This is a genomic window from Acidithrix sp. C25 (genome assembly GCF_904848545.2).
Genome location: NZ_CAJHCI020000002.1, coordinates 610,440 through 634,244, shown reverse-complemented (window position 1 = coordinate 634,244; position 23,805 = coordinate 610,440). Strand labels below are relative to the sequence as shown.

Annotated in this window: 14 protein-coding genes and 1 pseudogene; 7 read left to right on the top strand and 8 right to left on the bottom strand. The window is 47.2% G+C overall.

The window, feature by feature from the left end; genetic code table 11:
* Window positions 1-485: 485 nt before the first annotated feature.
* From galE to ACIDITHRIX25_RS95890, 3 genes are all read right to left on the bottom strand, one after another.
* Window positions 486-1,439 (bottom strand): UDP-glucose 4-epimerase GalE, encoded by a 954-nt coding sequence (gene galE / locus ACIDITHRIX25_RS95900; RefSeq protein WP_201733230.1) that lies wholly within the window; start codon window positions 1,437-1,439, stop codon window positions 486-488.
* A gap of 370 nt (window positions 1,440-1,809) precedes the next feature.
* Window positions 1,810-2,742 (bottom strand): aldose 1-epimerase family protein, encoded by a 933-nt coding sequence (locus ACIDITHRIX25_RS95895; RefSeq protein WP_082058392.1) that lies wholly within the window; start codon window positions 2,740-2,742, stop codon window positions 1,810-1,812.
* A 118-nt stretch (window positions 2,743-2,860) separates the two neighbouring features.
* On the bottom strand, window positions 2,861-4,243 hold the full coding sequence (locus ACIDITHRIX25_RS95890; protein ID WP_201733229.1) for a glycoside hydrolase family 36 protein: 1,383 nt from the start codon (window positions 4,241-4,243) through the stop codon (window positions 2,861-2,863).
* 479 nt (window positions 4,244-4,722) lie between these two features.
* On the opposite strand from ACIDITHRIX25_RS95890, the gene ACIDITHRIX25_RS95885 reads away from it, so the two are divergent.
* The 7 genes from ACIDITHRIX25_RS95885 to ACIDITHRIX25_RS95855 all read left to right on the top strand — a co-directional run bounded on the left by ACIDITHRIX25_RS95885 (window position 4,723) and on the right by ACIDITHRIX25_RS95855 (window position 13,333).
* On the top strand, window positions 4,723-6,072 hold the full coding sequence (locus ACIDITHRIX25_RS95885) for an ABC transporter substrate-binding protein (RefSeq protein WP_201733228.1): 1,350 nt from the start codon (window positions 4,723-4,725) through the stop codon (window positions 6,070-6,072).
* A 120-nt stretch (window positions 6,073-6,192) separates the two neighbouring features.
* Entirely contained in the window at window positions 6,193-7,161 is a 969-nt protein-coding gene (locus ACIDITHRIX25_RS95880; protein ID WP_200891156.1) for a carbohydrate ABC transporter permease, read from the top strand.
* A complete protein-coding gene (locus tag ACIDITHRIX25_RS95875) occupies window positions 7,158-8,036 on the top strand; it encodes a carbohydrate ABC transporter permease (RefSeq protein WP_052604170.1) in 879 nt (292 codons plus the stop codon). The genes ACIDITHRIX25_RS95880 and ACIDITHRIX25_RS95875 overlap by 4 nt, the downstream gene beginning before the upstream one ends.
* Window positions 8,033-10,054 carry a beta-galactosidase gene (locus tag ACIDITHRIX25_RS95870; protein ID WP_201733227.1) on the top strand — a complete coding sequence of 674 codons (2,022 nt, stop codon included), beginning with the start codon at window positions 8,033-8,035 and terminating at the stop codon, window positions 10,052-10,054. Before ACIDITHRIX25_RS95875 ends, ACIDITHRIX25_RS95870 begins: the two co-directional genes overlap by 4 nt.
* A 97-nt stretch (window positions 10,055-10,151) precedes the next feature.
* Entirely contained in the window at window positions 10,152-10,949 is a 798-nt protein-coding gene (locus ACIDITHRIX25_RS95865) for a DeoR/GlpR family DNA-binding transcription regulator (RefSeq protein WP_201733226.1), read from the top strand.
* Window positions 10,950-11,231: 282 nt separating this feature from the next.
* A complete protein-coding gene (gene galT / locus ACIDITHRIX25_RS95860) occupies window positions 11,232-12,218 on the top strand; it encodes a galactose-1-phosphate uridylyltransferase (protein WP_052604174.1) in 987 nt (328 codons plus the stop codon).
* A complete protein-coding gene (locus ACIDITHRIX25_RS95855) occupies window positions 12,215-13,333 on the top strand; it encodes a galactokinase (protein WP_052604175.1) in 1,119 nt (372 codons plus the stop codon). Before galT ends, ACIDITHRIX25_RS95855 begins: the two co-directional genes overlap by 4 nt.
* Before the next feature lie 359 nt (window positions 13,334-13,692).
* Here the strand turns inward: ACIDITHRIX25_RS95855 and ACIDITHRIX25_RS95850 are convergent, their stop codons facing one another.
* The 5 genes and pseudogenes from ACIDITHRIX25_RS95850 to ACIDITHRIX25_RS95830 form a co-directional block, all read right to left on the bottom strand.
* Window positions 13,693-15,651, bottom strand: a complete 1,959-nt coding sequence (locus ACIDITHRIX25_RS95850; RefSeq protein WP_201733225.1) for a glycosyltransferase family 2 protein — start codon at window positions 15,649-15,651, stop codon at window positions 13,693-13,695.
* A gap of 168 nt (window positions 15,652-15,819) precedes the next feature.
* Window positions 15,820-17,541, bottom strand: coding sequence for an HlyD family secretion protein (locus ACIDITHRIX25_RS95845; RefSeq protein WP_052604177.1), 1,722 nt, complete (start codon window positions 17,539-17,541; stop codon window positions 15,820-15,822).
* Window positions 17,542-19,924: 2,383 nt separating this feature from the next.
* Window positions 19,925-21,232 (bottom strand): zinc ribbon domain-containing protein, encoded by a 1,308-nt coding sequence (locus ACIDITHRIX25_RS95840; protein ID WP_201733183.1) that lies wholly within the window; start codon window positions 21,230-21,232, stop codon window positions 19,925-19,927.
* Window positions 21,222-21,845 (bottom strand): annotated as a pseudogene (locus ACIDITHRIX25_RS95835) (IS607 family transposase). Before ACIDITHRIX25_RS95835 ends, ACIDITHRIX25_RS95840 begins: the two are co-directional and overlap by 11 nt.
* A gap of 209 nt (window positions 21,846-22,054) precedes the next feature.
* On the bottom strand, window positions 22,055-23,128 hold the full coding sequence (locus ACIDITHRIX25_RS95830; RefSeq protein ID WP_201733223.1) for a PspA/IM30 family protein: 1,074 nt from the start codon (window positions 23,126-23,128) through the stop codon (window positions 22,055-22,057).
* Between the last annotated feature and the right edge of the window lie 677 nt (window positions 23,129-23,805).

Here is a 23,805-nt window from a genome sequence, read left to right as displayed (position 1 = left end):
AAGCTCTAGGAGACAATTGCAAAAGTAGATCTTTAGCTGTTTTGGATTTAAAGCTCCGCACTTAATGCTAAATAAGGCATAGCAACCCCACTCCGAGTCAAAAATACCTCCCGAAAGAGTTGATTTCCGAATCGTGCGATTTTCTCCTAGGGGAGTCATTCTGGCCAAGATCAGCCTTTTTTAGGAGATTGGCCAGAATGATTGAGGCGAGAAGATAGACCATAAGCTGGCGACATTGTTTCATGGCGTTTGAATCGCTAGTTAAAGCTGGGCTATTCAAGTCAAATGCCCTTCGAAGGTCCTCTTCGAAGTTGAGCGGCCAACTTTCGGCGGGTTCACGAACAGCGCAATAGGGTTAGATCAAAGGGAGCTTCAATTGCGTGCCTGGGTGATTTTTTCGAAGTTGCATTCGCCTCTTGGGTCGAAAATTAAGGTAAGGCGAAAATGGAATCAAAATCGTTTATTTTGCCATCGGCAATACTCTTTTAGTGACGGTTTTCGAAGTTCCAAAGATCTAAGATCATCTCCTCTAGGTCGGGCTTAGTGGGAACCCATCCGAGCTCTTGTCTTATTTTTTTGCTTGAGGCGACAAGGCTCGGTGCATCGCCCTGGCGACGAGGTGCAAACTCAACCTTTGGAGTCTTTCCTGTCACATTTTTTATTGCATCGATGACCTCGAGATTGGAGAATCCATCACCATTGCCTAGGTTGAAGATGTTATGGTTCGAGCTTTTCATCTTCTCTAGTGCCAGTTTGGCGGCAAGTGCCAAGTCGACGACGTGAATGTAGTCCCTAATGCAGGTGCCGTCTGGGGTTGGATAGTCCGACCCAAAGATTTTGATAACCCTTCCTTCGACTATTGATTTAAGGGCCGTTGGTATCAGGTGGGTCTCTGGGTTATGCCTCTCACCGGCACCACGATAAGCACCAGTTACATTAAAGAAACGCAAGCTAGCTGCATTTAATCCGTGAGCTTGGGCCTCGGAGGCGATAGCCATGTCCATAGTAAGTTTTGTCATACCGTAGGTGTTGAGCGGATTGGGAGGGGTATCCTCGGTGATTGGGCTCTGGCCTGCCCTGCCATATACCGCAGCTGTGGATGCAAAGACTAATTTTGGAATCTCTAATTTTCGCATTCCATCTAGTAACTTGATTGTTCCGATCACATTGTTGTGCCAATAGAGTTCGGGATTAGAGACCGACTCTTCAACCCTAGAGTGAGCAGCCATGTGAACTACGGCGTCGAATTGGTTGGTTTCGGTAAAATATTTAGGCAAATCGGATATTTCACCCTGTACAAAGATAGCACCTTGAGGCACTGCATCTAAATAACCACGTGATAGGTTGTCTAAGACAGTGACAGTGTCACCTTGGTCAAGGAAGTAGCGAGCCATTACGCTTCCGATATAACCGGCTCCGCCAGTAACCAGAATTTTCATCTTTTAGTACCTCGTTTTGAATTAGCTTGGCCCGATGTGCCAATTGGAATTGTTTCGACGCCCATAATTTATTGATCTAGAGGTTGAATTATGGGTGTTACTGGTGCTTGAGACTGGCACTTGGGCGCTAAGGATATCTTCGCGTGGGCAATGCTAGCCAGCAACGCTTATCTTAGGAGTTTTTGAAAGGTTGGATAGTAGATTTCCGCTCCTCAATAGGCAAGCCGAAACAGCTAAGCACCAGCTCTTGATTGATCTTGGGAGCTCAATTAGGAGCTGGTGCTTGTCGACTGTCATGAGGCTGGTTTGAATCTTTGGCCCGAGGCATTTCGGACGTTTACTCATAAGTAACGAAGAACTCCTTTTAGGCTCAGCTCTTTATGAGATTGGGTTCAATGCCCCATGTGAAACTCTTGGTCTCTTCTGGTTCAAGTTTTATCAAATCTACGCCGGAGTTAAAGGCATCCGGTGGTGCGCTCATTGGTTCAATCGCTATTGAGTGGCGGCGTCTCTTTGCATCAGGCAGGGTGTCGCCACTGTAGAGTTGCAGATATTGGTAGGACTCGTCCATCCAAAGTGTTGTCTTGGAGTCAGTATCGTTTGAAAGAGTAATCCTTGCTAACCCATCTTTGTCGCGATCAATATCGCTAAAGGTGTGGTCCAAGGCCACCGATGCGATCTTTTTATTTTTCCTGAAGTCATAGATGGTATCTTCCACCTCTTTCTTTGCGATTGGGATCGCCTGATCGTCCTTTTCAAAGTAGGAGTGTGCAGGGCTTTGTAGCTTCAATTGGTCGATTTTTTCACCAAATAATGATATATATGGATGTGCTCCGGTGGCTAGTGGCGCCGGGGTGTCGCCTATATTTTTGATTGTCGTTTCTACTCTAAGTCCAGCTTCTCCTATGTCGTATCTGATTTGACATAGCAGCATGAATGGCCACGATGTCGTTGGAGGCAGGAATAACTCGTATGTAACCGATTCTTGGGTTGAACGAACTAATTCGAAGTTTTGCCAACGGGTGAGGCCGTGGATCGCATTGTTATTTCGTGCCTCACTCAAGTCGAGCTGGTAGGCTTTGCCGGCCCAATGATAGCGCGCCCCACGGATCCGATTTGGCCATGGGATCATGGTTTGGCCTCGTGTACTGTCTGCTATCGAGTTTTCTTCGAAGCCCTCGACTACCTCAGTCTCATCTTTTGTATATCTTCTAAGGCCACCTCCGACCGAAGTGGTTGTGACCTTTTGATCACCGAATGATATCGTGGCTTGATTGCCTGATGGTGGACGCATTTTAGTCATGGTGTTCCTTGTCTTTTTAGCCAGGGCGATCGCACTCAATTAGCATAATTTGTTAGTCTCAAAGCTATTTCAAAGATTCAATTCTCGCATGTGAAGTGCTGGGGCGAAATATTGGTGCTTATTGGACTTGTTGTGAAATATATTGAACTGAAGCAACTCGAGGAGATGGAACCGCTGGAGCCGTCTCTGCTGGAGTAATCAACTCGCGCACCTTGGCGATAGCCCATTCGTCCAATGACGATATTGGGTCAGAAAAGGTGCGTAATCCGTTGGTGGAGGCGACGGCATCAGCTATCAATTCTCGATTTTCGATTGAGGGCCGCAAAAGAAGGCAGTCCGGGTCGTTTACCCAGAATCTACCATGTAGTGCTCGGCGAGCCCGGCTGTTGAGAATCGCCGCGCGAGATCCGGGTTGGCTTAGGTCTTGTTCGGGTGGGTCCCATAGCGGAGAGATATCGGGCGAGATCCTCATGGCGTCTACCAACCCGACGCTCGAGAGTATTGGTGCGCCACAACCGACTATGGTGGCTTCATCACCGACACATTCCCTTATGGAAGCCATTGCTTGACGATATGCAACTTCACTAGGGATATCTCGATTGCGGTTACCTTCCATAGCGCCGGCATAGAGGAAGTCAAGTTTAAAGTAGGTGACACCTAACTCCTTTAACATCGTGAAGGTCTCTAGAAGGTAGTCCATCGCGCCGTTTGCAGTCGTATCGAGGGCTAATAGCGGCTGGTTCCAGTTGAAGCCTGCATCAGCGCCCCCTAGAATCCAACTCGGGTTTTTTTCGGCCAACTGGGAGTTGGCCCCGACCAAAAATGGCGCGAGCCAAATGCCGGATTCTTTGCCGGCCTCCTTGATCGTGGCTATAGTGCTTTTTAGATCGCCAAAGCGTTTTGATATGGTCCAGTCACCTATTGCTTCTTGCCACCCATCGTCGATTTGAATTGTGGTTATGGGTAGTTGTGCCCTGGTGATGTCGCCTAGCGCTCCGACGATGTCGTTTTGTGTGACGTTGAACCAGTAGCAATACCATGAACACCATGCAGGTGCAATTGCCTTTAGCAGTTGGAGTTCCATCTTTGAAAGAATCAATTCAGCCCACCCACTAAGGGCATCTTCGATCGTTACGGCGCTTGGCCAACTTCGAGCCTCAATTGGTAGATTGGATGAAATGACCAGGTGTTTATTACCTTTGGGCGTTGCTAAGATGTGGGGGATTTGACCCTGTATGTCTGCCACGCCGAAGCTAACGATCGGCCTTCCATCTCCTGGGTTGACGATAAGCACCCCGTCGCTTTGAAAGCAATTTAAGGGGTCAACGAATTCAGGGCGATATGCCATCGCTTGCCATATTTTTTTGAGCGGTCGCGGTGATGTTGACTTGAAAGAATATGACCCCGATGGACTCCAGGATTGCCAACCGAGTTCGTAGACTAAGGCACGATCGGGGTCGATCTCGATCTCGGCAATCTCGTCAAAGTGCAAAGAAACCATGTTATCTAGAACTCCCTGTGCTGCTTGGTCGCTTAGTGAAATATAACAGTTGCACCACTTATCATGGTAGTTTTTGTTAGATTTTAAGAATCTTACACGCTGGTCAACTTTTGCTGTGTATCAGCTGATTGTTAGAATGAACATCAGGCATTTTACAATAAAAAATATCGAAAAAAGACTACATATGTATTTCTATTGTGGGGTATCTCGATTCTATGGCGACTATTGACTAGGGGGGCGTGGGGATATATCGCTATTTGCGTTGGTTTCTTGAGATCTTTTAGGCAGCGATAAGAAAATATTTTAAATTTTTTGCTGCTCAATGGCAATAATTTTGCGATAAATGAGATTTTTTGTTAACTTGATGTTGCATTGATGTTTCGGATATGTTAGTTTTTGTTTGGAAGCAAGAGCTTCCGTGGGGTCCGTTGCTCGAAACAATGTTTGGGTAACGGGAAAAATACAAGGGGGACAACACCATGAGCTACAAGAGCTCAATCAAGCGATTCCTTACTAAGAGCGGAAAAGGAGTAGCCCTTTCGCTCTCTGTGGCTACATTGGCGGCAGCTTGTGGCTCGACGACGGCTAGCAGTTCCACCACTGCGGCTCCAGCGACGACCCAAGCGGGCGTAGTTCACCTGACCTTTTGGTCTTGGGTACCTGGCCTTCAAACGTCGGTAAATCTTTGGAACACGTCGCATCCAAATATTCAAGTCAAACTAGACGAAGTTACTTCAGGCGCAGCGGGAACTTATGCCAAGATGTTTAGTGCCTTGCAAGCTGGTACTGCACCAGATCTTGGTCAGGTTGAATATCCAGTTATTCCTAACTTTGAGCACGTAGGTGGCTTGGTAAATCTTGCAAACTATGGTGCAACATCTTACAAGAGCAAGTTTGTGCCATGGACCTGGAATCAGGTGAGCCAGGGGTCTGCGGTCTATGCTATTCCTCAAGATACCGGGCCTATGGGCCTTTTCTATCGTGCAGATCTCTTTACGAAATACGGTTTGACGGTTCCAACTACATGGGCTCAATATCTCGCTGATGCTCAGAAGCTTCACGCCGCCAATCCAAATGCCTATATCGCGGCCTTCCCGGCATCGGATTCAGCATGGTTCTCGGCACTTGCGTGGCAAGCGGGCGCGAAGTGGTTTTCCACTAAGAGTAATTCATGGGTTGTAAATATGGCAGACCCGGCAACTCTACAAGTGGCGAAATTGTGGCAGACTATGGTTGCGGATCATCTTGTCAAAGTTGAGCCGGACTTTGCAACTGGCTGGTATAAGGACTTGTCAGATGGCACAATTTTGACTTGGCCAACTGCAGTATGGGGTCAAAATACCATCGCCACCAACGCTTCAACGACTTCAGGAGATTGGCGAGTTGCTCCAATGCCAAACTGGACCTCCACTCCTAGCAACGGTAACTGGGGTGGCTCAACTACCGCGGTCTTCAAGGGAACAAAGTATCCAGCACAAGCGGCACAGTTCGCTGAGTGGCTAAATACAAACAGCGGAAGTCTTAACAATATGATCACAACGGGTGGCCTTTATCCAGCTGATATCGCTGGACAGTCCCTGCCTGCTGATAATTCGCCCGTTGCATTCTATGGTGGTCAAAATATCTGGAAAGTATTCAAGGCTGGATCTGCTATCGTAAACACCAACTTCCTCTGGGGACCATTGATGAGCACGACCTTTACTCAGTTGAATGATGCCTTTGCTAAGGCGACGACTGGAACCGGTACTATCGGATCTGCGGTCTCATCTGCTCAGGCATCTACAGTAACATCCATGAAGCAGCAAGGCTTCTCGGTTATCACCGGTTAGGAAGTACCAAAAGGATCGGATTAGGTTGTGGTAGTTCACTTTTAGGCGCTGTGAACCACCCACAACCTAATCTGTGGAAACTTTGGTAGCCTTTGGACAAGTTAAGGAGTTAGCTCTAGGGTGGTTTTAAGTTCTGCTCCGCCAAAGGGACAAGCAGATGTCCCTCAGCGACGTCGCATAAAAGATAAATCTTCGAAGATGGGGGCCCCTCTGGCATTTATGAGTCCCTTTTTACTTCTATTTGCTATCTTCTTTCTGCTGCCAATTGGGTATGCAATCTATGAGAGCTTGCTGCAAATAAAGGTTTCGGGCCTTGGGATAGGTCCCAATTCCACAACTACTCAATTCGCCGGATTAGCCAACTACGCAAAAGTTCTTGCAAACGCCTCCTTTATCTCCGGGGTTGGACGCGTTTTAGAGTTTGGGATCGTACAGGTTCCCATAATGCTCATCTTGGCCACGACCTTGGCACTGCTGTTAGATTCGGCATCTGTCTATCTAAAGAGGTTCTTTCGGCTGGTCTTTTTCTTGCCATACGGAATTCCTGGAGTAATAGCGGCAATTCTTTGGTCTTTTCTTTACCTACCTGGATTGAGCCCAATTGTTTCAATATTGAAAGGTGTTGGCTTTGGGTCGATCAATTTTCTTGGAATTCACTCTGTCTTGTGGTCGATAGCAAATATCGTAACTTGGGAGTATACCGGTTACAATATGCTCATTATCTATGCCGGTCTTCAAGCGATTCCTCAGAGCTTATATGAGGCTGCGCGCATAGATGGGGCGAGCGAAATCCAGGTGGCCTTTAGGATAAAGATTCCGCTGGTCGTCTCTTCCCTGGTTCTTACCGCAGTATTTTCAATCATTGGAACCCTTCAGCTCTTTAGTGAGCCTCAGGTTCTAAGGTCTGTTACGACTAACATTAGTTCTTCATTTACTCCAAACCTTCTGGCTTATACAAAAGCCTTCGTCGAGAATAATCCAAATTTCGCGGCCGCAGCTGCTGTAGTTTTGGCGGTCGGAACATTCATCCTCTCGTTTGGATTTTTGAAATTGGTTCAGCGTCGAGCTCTAAGTGAGGTTGAAGTATGAGTATCGCTCCACCAATTGCACCTGAGCGCCAGAGGGCGCCTTTTCGCAAGAGTTCAATTTTGGCAATGGCCTTTATGTTTGTGATGGCTACCTACTTTTTGCTTCCCGCTTATTGGCTGGTAATTTCATCGACCAAGGGGCCTACTCAGCTATATGCCTCGCAAGGTCTTTGGATTAGTGGCTTCAAGCTGTTCTCCAACTTGAGCGGTCTGTTTAGTTACAATGGTGGGATCTATCTACAATGGATAATTAATACCGTTTTATATGCTGGAATCGGTGCGGCGGTCGCAACGCTGATCTCTGCGCTTGCCGGGTATGGCCTCTCTAAATACAACTTTAAAGGTAAAGAGCTGATCTTTTCCATAATTTTGGGTGGAGTGTTGGTGCCAGGTACCGCATTGGCTTTGCCGCTGTATCTCTTGCTCGCGAAGGTGCATCTGACCAATACTTACTGGTCCGTCTTGATTCCAGCCTTTGTCTCTCCATTTGGAGTATTTTTGGCAAGAGTCTATGCCGGAGCAGCTATCCCTAATGAACTTATTGAAGCCGGAAGAATAGATGGAGCGAGCGAATTTAAGATCTTTCGAACTATTGCATTTCGAATTATGTCGCCTGCGCTTGTAACGATCTTTCTCTTTCAATTTGTTGCTATTTGGAATAACTTCTTTTTGCCACTTGTGATGCTCTCCAATCAGAAGCTATACCCAGTAACATTGGGGCTCTATAGCTGGGACAACCAATACGGCCAGGCTCCTCAGTTGATAAGCTATGTGGTTTTGGGTTCGTTGATCTCGGTGATCCCCCTGGTAATAGCATTTCTATCACTGCAGCGCTTTTGGCGATCTGGGCTTACTGCGGGGAGTGTGAAGCTTTGACGGTCTATAGCGAGAGGCTTTCTCTTCCCTTGGGACGTCCCCTCTACTTTGGTGGCGATTACAATCCAGAGCAGTGGTCGCGAGATGTTTGGCAACAAGACGTCGAGATGATGGTCGAGGCCGCAGTAAATCTGGTAACTTTAGGGGTATTCTCCTGGTCGCGCCTTCAGAGTGCTCCTGGGAAGTTCGATTTTGGGTGGATGGATGAGATCTTTGAACTCTTAAGTTCAAATGGAATTATGGTGGATTTGGCGACTGCTACAGCGTCCCCGCCGCCATGGTTAGTTCATGCACACCCTGAAATCCTTCCAAGGGATTTTTCTGGGCGGACTTTGAGTTTTGGTTCGCGTCAGTCGTATTGTCCCAATTCTAGACCATACCGTGATGCGGCGGCGGAGTTGGTCCATGCGCTAGCGCAAAGGTATGGCAGCCATAGTGCGCTAGAGATGTGGCATATCAACAACGAATACGGTTGTCATGTGACCTCATGCTACTGCGATGTCTGTGAGGTAGCCTTTAGAGAGTGGCTTGTGAAGCGATATGTCGATATCGCTGGTCTGAATTTCGCATGGGGCACGACTTTTTGGAGCCAGATCTATACCGATTGGAACCAAGTAACCCCTCCAAGGATTGCTCCTACCTTTTCAAACCCTACCCAGCAGTTGGACTACGCGCGATTTAGTTCGGACTCTCTCTTGGATTGCCTCTTGGAGGAGCGCGCTATTTTGCGTGAGGTTACACCGCAGATCCCCGTTACAACGAACTTCATGGGATTCTTCAAAGGGGTAGACCAGTTCAAATGGGCAGAGGCTCTAGATTTCTGTGCTGTTGACAATTATCCTGATCCAGCTAGTCCAACGAGTTCTTTAATCTCGGGCGCCGTTGGTGATTTGACTAGATCGGTAGGTCAAGGGCGTCCGTGGATTCTTATGGAGCAAGCTCCTAGCGCGGTGAACTGGCGTGAGATCAATGCACCAAAGGCTCCTGGACAAAATCGAGCTTTGAGTATGTCATCTATAGCTCGTGGGGCCAATGGAGTTATGTATTTTCAGTGGAGAGCTGCTAAGGCGGGTGCTGAGAAATTTCATAGTGCGATGGTTCCGCATTCGGGTCGCAATTCCCGTGTATGGCGTGAGACCGTTCGCCTCGGAAATGATTTAAAGGCGCTTGGCAGCCTTGGATCATCTCAAACTCTTGTCGATGTTGCTATTTTATTTGACTGGGATAATTGGTGGGCGATAGAACTCGATTCGCATCCGAGTACGAAGTTGTCTTACCCACTTGGGATTTTGGACCTTTATAGATCGTTCGCTCGGGCCGGTCGGGTAGTCGATTTTGTTCACCCAGGCTCTGATCTCTCAAGGTACAAGGTCGTTGTGGCTGCTAATTTGTATTTGGTCAAAGAGGACGCTAGCTGCGCTTTCGTCGAGTATGTTCAAAATGGCGGAGTAGGCGTTGTTACATACTTTTCTGGAATCGTAGATGAGAATGACCATGTTTATTTGGGAGGCTACCCCGGATTGTGGCGAGAGCTTCTAGGTATAGAGATTGAGGAATTTTCGCCCTTGGCTATCGGTGAATCGGTGAGCCTAAAGGGCGAGTTTCTTCAATTGCATGGCGGAAGTGGTCAGCAATGGAGCGATTCGATTAATCTTGTTGGCGCCGAGGTGCTAGTCAGCTTTGGAAGTGGTCGACTTGAGGGCATGCCGGCAATTACAAAGAATGCATTTGGTTCAGGGAAGGCATACTATGTGTCGACTTCCTTGGATCCAGATACATGGGGATTGGTTTTGACAGATGCCCTAAGTGGTCATGAAGAAATAGCCATTAGGCCAACTAGCGAAGATGTAGAGATTATAAATCGAGGCAATCTCGTCTTTATCATTAACCATGGGTTGAAGACGAATCTTTCGCTGGAGGGAGACTGGATTGACGTGCTTACCAAATGCGAAGTTAGCGGTGAGCTCAGCCTTGAGCAATACGACGTTTATGTTCTCTATCGGTTAATTAGGGAATAGAGATTTTGATCTACCCTGAGCAGGATTGAGTTTTGCTGGTATAACGATGAATGGTAAATCTAATTTTTTCGGACATACGAGGGAGGGTAGTTTCAGGGTGATAGCAAGTCAGCGCCGGTCGCGCATCTTCGAAGAGTTGCGAAATCGTGGTTCGGTTAGAGTTGTTGAGTTGGCAGGTCTCTTGGATGTTTCGGAGATGACCGTTCGACGTGATCTTGAAGTGCTTCAGGAGTCGGGTGTCCTGACCAAGGTGCACGGCGGTGCTATTGCTGTGGGCAAGAGTGCCGAGGAGCCCGGTTTCGAGGCAAAGATCTCTCAATGCGCCGACGAGAAGATGGCCATAGCGGGTGAGGCGGTCAAGTTGGTAGCGCCCGGATCCTCAGTCGCGATTTCTGGTGGAACTACTACTTGGGCGTTAGCGAGACTACTTCCATTGGTGCCTCAAGTAACAGTCGTTACGAATTCTTTGAGCCTAGGGGTAGAGCTCCATGCGAAACACCCTTCTCTCCCGCTGATACTCACAGGTGGAATACCGACTCCTTCGGGAGCGCTGGTTGGCTTGGTAGCGGATCTGGCTATTGAATCTCTGTATGTGGATGTGTTGTTTCTAGGGGTTCACGGGATGGACCCGGATGCTGGTTTTACAACACCTAATTTGGCTGAGGCTCAAACCAATCGAACCCTTCTCCGTAGCGCTCGTCGGGTAGTTGTGCTTGCTGATCATACTAAATGGAGGACAATCGGTATGACCCGGATAGCTCCGTTTTCGGCTGCTGACATACTAGTTACTGACGACGGTATATGTCAAGAGGGCCGTCGTAGCCTGAGCGATACGGTTGGTGAATTAATTATCGCCCCCGTTGTCCATGGCCTCGATGGAGTTGGGTATGTATAGAAAGCTAGGTGATCCTAGTTTTCTAAGATCGGCACTAGTTGAGTGAATTGAGTGTGGTAGCCGAGTTCGGATGGTCTTTAAATGAATTTGATGAGATATTTTGACGGGAGTGATGATGACTAAGAATCCGACTAATGCAACTGACGCCTTTGATTATGGCGATGAGGTTGTTGTGAGAGTGCACACTAGTGATGGTACGAGTATTTTACTGCGACATGTCGATGCTATGGCGGATGCGCGGAGGATCACTTTTTATAGACAAGTAAAAGTTGAGATCGCGTAATGACCGAACGAAGATATGATCCGACTTCAGGCGAGTGGGTAACTTTTGCAACTCACCGTCAGAATCGGACCTACAAGCCAAAAGATGACTTCTGCCCCCTTTGTCCCACCAAGGACGAGTCGGCACCCACTGAGATTCCAAGCGAGCATTTTGAGATAGTTACCTTCGATAATCGCTTTCCGGCCTATTCGATAGATGCGCCGGTTCCTGATGTTGCTGATAGCTCCTTTTATCGAGTTCTTCCGGCTTCAGGCAGGTGTGAGGTAATTGTTTATTCCGATGACCATTCCTTGACGTTCGCGGATCTACCTTTGAGTCGTCTGCGAATGCTGGTCGAGGTGTGGATAGACCGATGGAAGATATTGGGAGAGGAGGCGGAGGTCTCCTATGTGATGCCCTTTGAGAATAAGGGTGAAGTGGTTGGCACAACCTTGTCACATCCACACGGACAGATATATGGATATCCTAACGTTCCACCACGCGCCCAGAGGGAGCTAGAAGCCGCAGCACAGTACTTACAAGATACGGGTAGGTGTGTCGAATGCGACGTTATTGCAGCTGAGTTGGAGGGCGGAGATAGAGTTATCTATTCCAACGGATCCTGGCTAGCTTGGGTTCCTTTCTGGGCCCGATTTCCATACGAGGTACATGTGGCGCCTAAGTTGCATCGTCCAAGCCTAGTTGATCTAACAATGGATGAAAGAGCTGATTTTGCAGATATCCTTTCCGTGGTTGCTAAGAGCTATGATTGTCTCTTTGGTTTTTCGCTTCCTTATATAATGGCATTTCATCAGCGGCCCACCGACTCGGCTCAGGATTGGGATCCGATATCTCACTTTCACGTGGAATTCGCGCCCCCTCATCGAAGTTCCGACAAGTTGAAGTATCTAGCTGGCTCAGAGTTGGCTGGTGGTGCATTTATTACCGATGTTGTTCCAGAGATGGCGGCGGAGCGGATTCGTAAAGCGGGAGCTTTGATTAAGTGAACCTCACATCCGTATTGGGTAAACTCTTCGACGAAAATTTCAATCGTTCAGCTGAGGTGATTATCCGTTCGCCTGGTCGTGTGAATTTGATTGGCGAGCACACCGATTACAACGGGGGACTTTCGCTTCCGTTTGCGATCGATCGATATGTTATGGTTGGGATTTCCCGACGGGTAGACGGCCAAATCAGGTTGCTTTCAAATGATCAGAATGGAATTTTTGAGATCTCTATTGAAGATCTACTAAAGTCCCCCGCTCTAGGTGGTTGGGTGAGATATCCCCTTGGTGTCTTTCAGACCTTAATCGCTAGAGGTTTGCCCTTGGGTGGTTGCGACGTAGGAGTTGTCTCCGACCTACCCATGGGAGCTGGCCTTTCTTCGAGTGCCGCTCTTTTAGCGGGCGTTGGTCTGGCATTGATGGAGTCTTTTGGATTTGAACTTAGCAAGTCAGAGTTAGTCGAGGTCATCCACTTTGCTGAAAGTCACTACGGTGGATCCCCTGTGGGGTACTTGGACCAAATGGCAATAGTTCAAAGTAAAGCGAATCATGCTCTCCGCATTGATTTTTCGGATAAATCGACCTTGGACGTGGGGTTACCCTTTGGCGAAGTGGCCATTTTTGATTCAAGGGTCAAACACTCTATTAGCGCTGGAGGATATGGACTTCGTCGTCGCGAATGCGAAGAAGCAGCCCAACGCCTTGGAGTGGCTAGCTTGAGTTTAGCTTCGCTAAGTGATGCCTACGATAAATTGGATGATCTGCACTATAGACGGACGCGTCATGTTCTTAATGAAAATAGTCGTGTTTCAAGGGTGGTGGATTCTCTTCGAAAGGGCCTTGACGTCGGTATCTATTTGACGGCCTCTCACGCCTCTCTGCGTGATGACTTTGAGGTCTCCTGTAAGGAGTTGGACTTAATCGTGGACGAGGCCTTACATTTTGGTGCCAGTGGCGCAAGGATGGTCGGCGGCGGCTTTGGAGGTTCTGTGCTAGTTTTAGGAGGTGATTGGGAGGCACTTTCTAGATCGCTAGAGGTTAAATTTAATGCGATGTCGCTGGTTGAACCAAAGGTGTTGATCGTCTCAACTACTGGGACACTCCAAAGGGTCGCTTGAGAGTCCAAATATAGGAGTGTTGAGATCTCACTTTGGCTGAGATCGATTGAGTTCAACCTATGGGTTGACCTTGCTTTTATAGGTCAGGTTCTAGGCCCTCGGAGCAGCTAGATTTTGCTTTCTTCTGCCCCAATATACTCAAGTTTTTCTAACACATAGATCACTTGTAGTATTTTGCCGAGGAGCTTATAGGTCAACCTTTAAAGGCGATTTCAACTGCGTTGGTACCCCTAGCTTCCATAATGGTTTCGAGTTGGGATAAGTTGCCAATAGAGCTCATTCTGGGAGATCTCCCAATTGTGGTAGGTTGCGGCTTTTGCACCATCGCCCAAAAGAAGAGAGGAAAAGCTTGGTTATTTTTAGCTTTTAGTCCAGTTTTCTTCAGTGACGTGATTAGCTGTCGGTGGATATGCAGTCTCGTTGGTAAGATTTCTTAATCTCCAACGAGCATCGTCGATGAGCGGAAGTGTAAATAGAGCCTCAATGCCTATGAACCGTTTGAGTAGTGAATATAAAAAGACTGTTGGCAGCCATGGCAATCGCCGAATGTTGTCATAACGTATTACCAATACCATTAAGACCGAGAGGGTAATTCCCCCAGATATGCCAAATGCGATTAGCGCTCCCTCTCTGGTAGTGGCGGTGCCTCTGGAAAATATTGATGCGAGTATCCAAAGCGGCACAACTCCTCTCGCTAGTGAGAGGGCTCTCATCGAGAGCATCTTTGGATAGAAAAACCAAGCCCTGGGGCCAACTAAGCCTGCGTAAAAGGGGCTATGGCGAGACCAGGTATGGAGGACCGCTCTTGTCCATCGCACCCTTTGTTCACGGAATGATGCTATGTCGGAGGGGACGTCTTCTTTGATTTTGATGGAAGTGTCAACGACTGCCCTAAAGCCCAGTCGTGATATCTGCATTGTAAAGTCTGCATCTTCGCCATTCATCCCGAAGGCGAAGCCAGACACTCTCAGCGCGGCACTCCTTCGAAACGCCACAAAGGTGCCTGGAATGCAATTTATTGAATTTACCCTGCTTTGTGCCAAGAGGTTAAAGCCAAAGGTCTTGATCTCTTCCAATCGACGCATGTGGTCGAACCAGGTGACTCCTTCGTCGCTACGTGGTGAGGGAAGCGTCCCAACCAAACCGATTTCTGGGTTGGCGAACCACCCAGGGAGCGGAAGAAATGCGTCAGAGTCAATAATAGTGTCGGCATCGATTCTTATTACGATCTCTGTCGACGTTTCGGCAAGTGCAGAATTGAGCGCGAATGCTTTGCCGGCATGGCCTAAGCTGAGTACTCTTACTTTGACCCATCGGCATTGTGATGCGACCGATAGCGCCTGATCTCTTGTATCGTCCATGGATCCATCATCGGCGATGATGATCGATACAGGGCCGCCATATGTGAGTGCCCCCGCATCGATTGCTTTAATCATTGATGCAATTGATGCACTCTCGTTATAGGCCGGAGTGATTATCTCAAGTGGAGGGGAGCTATTTCGGGGTAGGCCTGGCCGGACCTTAGGAGTAACGGCGATTATCAATAGCGACGACAAGGTGTAAAAGGCAGGATATGCCGTAATTCCAATTACTGTAAGGCTTGCAAGTGTCATCTTGAAGATTGATGCCAGTGAGAACAGTCCTATTCCGAGAATCAGCAATAGACCAGTCACAATGCTGAGAACCCGGATTGTATCGGAGCAGTTTTTGGCTCCTTCTCTTTTAACCGATGTAACTCCCGGTAGGACGAATGTGGAATGCAGGAACCTCAGGTAGATCACTGTTGACAGAAAGAGAGTCAGCAGGGTGCCTTCAATTGAAAATGGACCCACCGCCAGGCCAGTGGTACTTGAGATGATCATCTCAAGTGCGTCTAAGGAGATAGTGAGGATAAGGTAGATGATTGCGTTCGACGCTATGGCTAACCTTCGAACCAATCGAGCACGAATAAATAGGGCGATTAAAGGATAGTCCAGAGCAATTAAGACTCGGATTGCTATTGGAATCTCACCGGTAGAGACAATCCTATGAGCACTTGGCGAATTGAAGGCGATCAAGACTACAGCCAAAGTGGCAAATTTATAGAGCCGGGCAACTTGGTGAAGGTCAATGAGCACGAAAGATGTGGCAAATATGATTGTAACCATCAGCATTGCGGGGCGTCTCCAATCACCCTTGGCCGATTTAGGGATTATTACTAGGTCCTTGCCATTGCCAAGATCGAATTTCGACGGTGAAAATAGTGGAAGAACACCAGCGCCAAGTGCTGCTAATGCGACGGTTACTACAGCTCCAAGTCCAAAGTAGTTGATTGTCATCGTTTCCTCTTTGTCAAAATCTAAGTTACAGACAAGGTAACACTTTGCCACTTTTGCAGCACTGCTTGTTGGTAGGCGCTAGATCGAAAAGGCTTCAATGTCTTTATCTAAATCGCTATATAGAGCTAGTTGCAAGGTAAAACTCCGGTTCATAGCGGTTTTAGTTAGCTAATTTGGAGTTGCGCTTCCAACCATCCCTTGGATTATTCCCTTCGGCATTCCACCCACTTCTTTGGCGGTTATTTCGAAGAGGATCTGACCACCCTGAACTACTTCGATGGGCGAAGCATTTGAAATGACGCCGTAAAAGGTCTTTGTAGGGTTTCCCGAGAAGGTGATCGTTACCTTTTTACCGGAGTGAAATTTAGACAGACTATTTTGAGGAATTAGCAGCTGCACCTTCCAATTATTTCGATCGCTAAGTACTATGAACGGAAGCTGCGTTGCCGAAGGACTAGATCCTGAGCCGGAGGCCGCGGATTGAAATAGCGTGTTTGATGATCCAGTTGGAAGATTTGGTCCATTTGTATAGTTGACAGTTCCAGATGCTCCGGCCAATTGTCCCACCGCACCATTGACCTGCTCGACTATGCCTGAGATGGGGGCAGTTATCGCGGTAAGTAGCTTTGCTCGTTGGTCGGATTGGAGTTGTGAGAGATCTTTTTGTAGCTGTGCGTTAGCTGCGCTGATCTGACTCGAACTTCCTATGTTTGAGGGAGTGCCTAGCTTTATCTTAGCTTTGCTAAGAGCCGCATTGGCTTGTGCAAGGTTTAACTTGTCTTGGTCGACCTGGGCAACTGACGATGCATTTACACTGCTCAATGTGGATTGTGCTACGGAAAGATTTCGTTGGTCTTTGTTGGTCTGTTGATAAAGTGAGAGACATTCTTGGTAATAAGCGATTTGATTCTGTGGGATGGAGACTTGGGATGATCCGTATCCGGCGGGCTCCACTAAGCCGTTTGGACACGTGGTTTGGTATAGCTTTTGATCAGAACTTAGGAGAGAAAGCGAAACGTTGTATTGACTTTGGTCAGCAACAATAAGTGCGTTGTCTGTGTTGATTGTGTCTTGCAGGGTGGCTTGGTTTTGTGAGACCGCTGCCTGAGCGGCATTAACGTCTTGTATTAGGAGTTGATTGGCGCTGTTCTGCGAGGTCGGACTGCTTATTTGCGCGATCGTTGCTTTGTCGGCTGCAATTGCCGCGTTATCTGAGGCTATTTTGGCGTTATAACTCGAAGAATCTTGTGTTGCAAGGGTTTGACCTTGCTTTACATACTGCCCTGGAGTCACATCTATAGTGGTGACGTTTGCCGTAGTTGGAAAGTTGAGGTCGACCTGCTTTGCCGGTGCAGCAATTGCGACGACGGGGTGCTTGGTTAGTGCTATTGCTTTGATTACCACCACCAAGAGGGCTATGCAAAGCAAGATTGCCAAAAGAGTAGCGATTATTGTTCTAGATCGATCCCTTGTGTTTCGCCTTAAATCCGGGGCGGTTAACCTGTCATTTAGCGGGGCCCAAACGTCCATGAGGGCAGGGGATACTGGAGAACCAGACCATCTTGTTGCGCTAAGAGGTCGATCCTGTACTTGCGCGATCGCAGAGGCATTAGTTACTCCTTCAATCGGCCCACTTTTCATGGGCATTAGACCTTCTTGTGAGAAACTATCAGTTGATGGTTGTGTTGACTCTCCAGATTGATTGTTTTTACTATCGCCACTGTGATTGTTACGCAGGATGGCAGATTTTGATTCTAGGGTTGGCTTGTCTAGATGTTCCTCTATGAAGGACCAGAAGAAACTATCGTTTTCATTCGATCTGTTTAGACCAATATCACCAACGTCAGGTGTATTTTTAGATTCAACATCGTGGCAGCTGTTCTCGTCCATAAGAGCTCCTAAGTCGACAAATTTTCGATCCGGTATCGTTAGGTTTTATTTTTTTCAATTCGTTTGACTTTGCGCGGATAATTGAATCTATTAGAAGGTAAGGATAGAAAATTCGATTGATAAGTTTTAGGTAGTATTAAAATATAACATAATCTAAAGTAGCCAATGCATTATCTCAATTGGATTTTTTAATAAGTTGTCAGATCGTATTTTCGTTGTGTTGTTTGCGATACTATTTGGGAACAGTTCCAGTATGGCAGTCTATTACATTTTGTGTAATCTAATGGATTTCTAAACATTTCGTGAGTGGCCTTTGTGTCACTTGAGCGATAAGCAGTTGGGGTATTTGTCGCTGGTCTTGTTGGTAAAAGTCGACCTGAGTGGCTATCGGGTGGCCATTGGCGAAATTGAATCTATCTAGATCATCATTGGTGTTCTGTGGAACTCGCTGATTTTCTTTTTGGTCTTGCCCTTGCCGAGGACATCCATCCATCCATCCATCCATCCATCCATCCATCCATCCTGTTTGAATCAAGGGTTTATGGGAAGAGAAAGAGCCGAAGGTATCGGGGATTTTTAAAGGTTTAACACCTTCGACTTTGAGATATTTTCGATCATAGGGTTGCTGTAAAAACTTATGATCGAGATTTTGGGTGAGTTGACTCCAATGTGGTGTTAAAAAAATTCGATTCTATCAATTAGGTTTGAATAATTTTAGACATCTATGGCTGGTAGTTGGAGCAAGGATTACTTTGTTATTATATTATCATTAATTTTAGATCTGGGTTAGCATGCAATATAATTAGTCAAGTGGACTGTAAAATTATTATATTGATTTTGCGCTATCCTAAGGTCGATTTTGAAGATCATGAGTTTTGATATTGATGATAAGGCATTACTATTGCCCGCTTTGTTGGATTGGTATTCAATTTTGTGCAAGTAATGATGTCATGATAAGTGCGCTCATTCTTGACCAGTCGATTTTAATTTAAGTTTTGGATTCTTTTAAATATTTCTCTCTTGAATGCGCGATACCGAGCGAAGAGCCTTTGGCTGGGGTGCTTTTTTAGCAAGTGGGGATTGTGTAAAGTTGGCTTGTCGGGTCGGTTGTTAGGGGTGGAGCACGATCTGTGCGTCGAGGAACACTCGTTTATGGTTGTGGAATCTAATTCCTTGATCTTGCTTATTATTATTAGTTGGAATCACAACGCCATATTGGTACTTCTAGGGTTTTGATTCCAACAGCCGAGATTGGCTACTTCACGGCAACGGGCCTCTTTTTTTTGAGAAACATTCAAGCCATTTGGCGCGCAAGTTTTGCTCACGATCACAAGTTTCAAATAATTGGATGAGACTTTAGTGTCAATTACACTCGTTTCTTGAACGATATGGCGAATTTGAAGTCCGCTTTTGTGTTGTAGTTGCCCAAAGGAATAATTTGTTCCAATTGTGTTATTTGCTATTTGCTTTGCATCATATAGTGATAGTGATTAGTAGATTTGGCAGTGATTGTCGTATTTATTTTTAAAGATCACACTGAGTAGCCTAAATTTTGGTGGCTATCTCTATATACTTCGGAGTATACGTTGAACAAATTACGTGCTGGTCTTTGACATCGTCAAGTTCCTTCAATTGGGTAGTTTAGATGTCAAATCGAACTATCAGTAATGGGAAGTTTCAACTATTTGTCTATTTGCTTATAGCTTGGAGGCCGTGTGAATAGGGTATCTTGTTCGCGAAACGGGCAGTTGGCCATTTCGCGACCACGTTCGTAGGGCCAATGGTGATAGCCATTTTGGAATAATTGGTCCAAAGAGTTACTCGTCAAAGATTTGAGTTTGCTAGACATAGCGTTACCATTACGCAACTTGAGGATAACTTCGGTGCGGATGCTAATGTTGTTCCTAGCTTTGGACTGCATAGCTTGGTTTTGAGCTGCATAGCTTGCCAAGATGATAGAGAATTCTTTCGGCGAATGGGGCCACGAGATCACCTGATGGTGATTGACGGCCTGACAACGGCTACTGCTCTTATGGTGAAGGTCAGATAGCTTAGGATTCGCATTTTGAGCGAGCAACCGCCCGCTCTAATGGCTGTGAAGGGGCGTATTGCATCCTTTATGGGTGTCAACCAAATCGGAGAGGTTTATCCAAAAACAGCAAAATGAATGCCGACCCTTGTCGAGGGGTAAGTTGTCCGTAGCTCTTTGAAAGCTTAGATTTGTATTTGAAGACCTTTCTCGGTCCTTTGAGGTCTCTTTGGCTTGTGTCAACAAAGGAGTGGTGACGGTCCGGGTATCTGCTCCCAAAAACCTGAGCATAATTGCTCAAAGCCGTTGGGCTTATCCGCACATGGTTGATAAGAGATTTGGGTCTCTTGCAACTCATGCCCCTTGACGCATCGTTGCGCCGGATGAACGAGCTAGTAAGATACGTCGAACTTCCCTATGAGGGGTATAGAGAGTTATCTCATGATCGAAGTATCTATGTCGCAGGTTCAAAGCAGCGTTGAAATCAGCCTGGAGAACATCCCCGTTTGCACAGTGAAACTTATCCACCACACGCTTACCTTCCAGTAGATGTGTGTTGGAGTCCATTTGCGATGTATAGGCCGCATTCACGAGAACATTTCTCGCTTTAGCCTGTTGTGTTGTAGATTCAAGGGCTTCTGCTAGTGTGCCTTTGGCCCATGCTGACATTTTCTTGTTGTACTTCTTCTGGGGCTTCTTCTTGGCGATAGGACGGCTTAGGTCTTCGGAGATAACGAGGCTGGCCTTGTCTACTACCGAATGGGCTGCCTTGAAAGCAATGTTCCTGATTCGTTTCTGTGCCTTATTCTTGCGAGCGTTGATCTTCTTTGTCCCAAGGTTGTTGGTCTTGATACGGTCAGCCTTAGCTGTGTGTCCGGCTTCTCTGTGCTTTTTTTCTAGGGCGTGTAGCTTGTTGCGAGCCTTGGCGGTTTTACTAGCCTTGCCACTGTACTCGGTCATGATTTTGCCAAGCCCCATGCCGTGCGTGTCTCCATCTGAGTCCACGAACGCTTCGGTGTATCCTTTGTCAACGGCGATAACATCGGCCCCGACTGGGCGGCCTGGTGGTTTCTTGAATGCGTAATGGATCTCGGTAACGTCGTCCTTGACTATGATCCTGAGGTTCTTGCCATTGGTAGTTGTGACTAGACGGATGGGTTGTCCGTATTTGGCTGCGATGTTGATGACCACGACGACTTTGCCATCAACAATCTCGGTATGGTGTCTGTCTGAACGGACTACGAATTGGTTGTTGACCTTGGAATGTCCGTGCTTGAAATGCTTTCGCATCTGGCGCTGTCGGAAGTTGTCTTTGGTCCACTCGTCCTGCAAGAGTGTGTAGAGGCGAGCGAGTTCTTCTTTGTCGTCTTTGGCTCGGGCATAGATAGCCCTACGTACCTGCTTGCGAGCGGCAGCTCGATAAAGGAAGACATCATTAACAATATCTTTCGTGCTCTCGTTAGGGATGGTGCCATCTATTGGCAAGTTAAAATAGAGGGCGAGACTGCTGATTTCGTTACGAATATCGTTAGAGCTTTTGCCAACCGTCTTTCGTCCACCGTATCTTCGCCAGATGTCCGCTCTTATGTAGCCAACGGCCTTAGCTATCGGCAGTAGCTCTTTGGGTGTGTCGGCGTAGATGATGCGAGTGCTAGTTGTCACTGAGTACCTGAATCTTGTGTTTGGGATACTCGGCCTGGAGCTGTTGCTTGTATTTCCTCACGCCATAAAGCCGACAGCTAAAAGTGTGGACGATAGCGAGCATATCTTCGACCATCTCCTGTTCTGGTGAACACGATGGTTGATTGACTACTACTATCTCGCATCCCGATTCTTCAGCTATGTGGGCGATAAGATCGAATCCAAACCTAACGAGTCTGTCTTTATGAGCGATTATTAATCGTTCAATCTCTCCGTGCTGTATACGATCCATAAGCGCTAGGAACTTCTTGCGTTTGAAGTTCATACCTCCGCCGATTTCCTAAGTCCACTCATCTACAGCTATACCAGCGTTAAGACAGTAGATCTCCATAGCTTTAACCTGTGATACCAGGTCATCTTTTTGCCCTGAACCACTCACTCGGCGCTAGACGACAGTGACTCGACTAACAGGAGCGCCGCCCAGCATAGCTCGTACATCAGACTCATCGAAGTAGCGATGCCCGCTAGGGAGCCTTTTGGGCGTGATCTTGCCCTCTTGCTCCCATCGCCGTACCGTACTTGGACTACGCCCAATCCGTCGTGCGAACTCACCAATGCTGTAAGTATTAGCCATTACAGTTAAGTATCGCAAGTGTTGGATAGAAAAATGTCAACTGTTGTTTGCTCCTAAGGCGCTAGAGATCTTCACAAGCAATACGTGATGCCCATAAAACCATTGCGCAACCTATGGCTATGCATCTAGATAGATTTGTGTAAAGGTCAAGGTTGTAGCGGAGTCCTTCATGGAAACTTTTCAATGAAGGACTCCGTCGCGAAAGGGAGCTACATATCGAATAGCTTCTTTGCCTCGTCGATGGTCATGTCACCACTTGGGACTACTAGATCAGAGACAGCCATTGTCTCATCTGCCAGAAGTGCTCCAGAGCTGACGATAAGATTATTCAATTGTCGGGCGCAGTTTGCAAAACCCTTTTCGTCGCTATGGGAAATAGCGGTTTCCATGGCTGTATCGAGAGCATCGAGCTGCGGCTTAATCGTTATTGGAACCTGATAGACCGATTCCCCAGCGATCCTGATCGTCAATACCTCTCCCAACGGAGCCGTTGTGTGTGGGGTTGGTGCTGCAATAGGTGGTGCAATCGGTGTTGGTGTGGGCATGGTTGGAAGCTGGGCGACCGGGGCTGGCGCTGCCGTTAACCCCAATTCGGCTTTCATCGCCTCAAGCTCTAGATCTACGCCAGTGCTTGAGGTGGCTGAACGCAGTTGACGCTCGATGTCATCGTTCCCACCGCCAATTGCCAGGGAATCAAGCACTCCAGAGTCCGCCAGTTCGCCAACGGCTGAAGAACGTGCCTGGTATTGAGTGATCTTTTCTTGAGCGCGATCAAGCATTAGATTTACATCCGTCATATGCTCGGAAAGACCGCTTAGGTTTTCAACGGCTTCACTTGAAGCTTTGGCTGCTGTGTACTGAGCCTTCATTGTTTCGCGTTGTGTTCTGAAGACCTCGATCTTGGCTTGAAGCTTGCGCCCCGTATCCTCTAGAGCTTGCTCTTGTGTACGTAGCTGATCGATCTGAGGGTTGAGGGCATCCACTTGACTCTTGACCACCCTTGCCCTTTCAAGGGCAGTTTTGGCTAAATCTTCTTGCCCTTGTTGGAGTGCTTGGCGGGCTTGTCCTTGTAGTTTTTCAAACTGACTGTTGAGCTGTGCTCGTTGAGCCTCTAATCTCTTTTGTGATGTAAGGACATCGGCAATCGATCGCCTTACTTGCTGGAGATTCTCCATCATCTTGGTATAAGACAGGTCAAGTGCTTGGGTTGGGTCTTCAACCTTATCAAGAGCTGCATTGGCTTTTTGTTGAAAGACCTGCGAGAGCCGCTTAAAGACGCTCATCTTTTATCCATTCCCTCTCTAGCGCTTTAGCTAGTAGCGCCGTTGACTTAAGTTGCACACGTGCAAACCTTTGGCAATCTGATCGGCCAAAAAACTAGCATAGTAATAACTGTAGTTTGTGGTGGCTAGGAATTCACTTAGAGATGCGTCAAATTTTGTAACCTTGTGGAATGATTTTTATTTCTCGATGGGAAAGAACAGGTTTCGAGCCCCGTTATCTGCCAGCGCGAAGTGGCGGGAGTACTTGATATCCTGAGCTGACGCTCCATTTCTCGGAGTCCGAAATGGTATCTGCTGGAGACTAGTTTCAAGGAGGCCACGAGAGACACTATGTGACTTTGAAGTGGGCAATGACCTGAATTTGGCATTTTTCTTTGAATATTTCTCGGCTGTAGGTGTGTCGATTGCACCCTTGAGCACGCAGTGTTTAGTGTTAAAATTTACCTCTCTCTAGGAGACACGCCGATTGGTTCTAGTGAGATATAGATTGGTTCGGATTTTCTTTTGCATGGGTTGTTAGCTAGAAGCTTTGCCCAAGATATTGTTTTGGGTTTTGTCGAGGTGACTCGGGTTGACTGGCGTCAATCGCTAAAATTTGATTTAGGGGTTAAGCTTGGATCCGAGCATCAGGACAAGATTACGATGGATACACCCTAACTATGACTATTTGTCAGGAT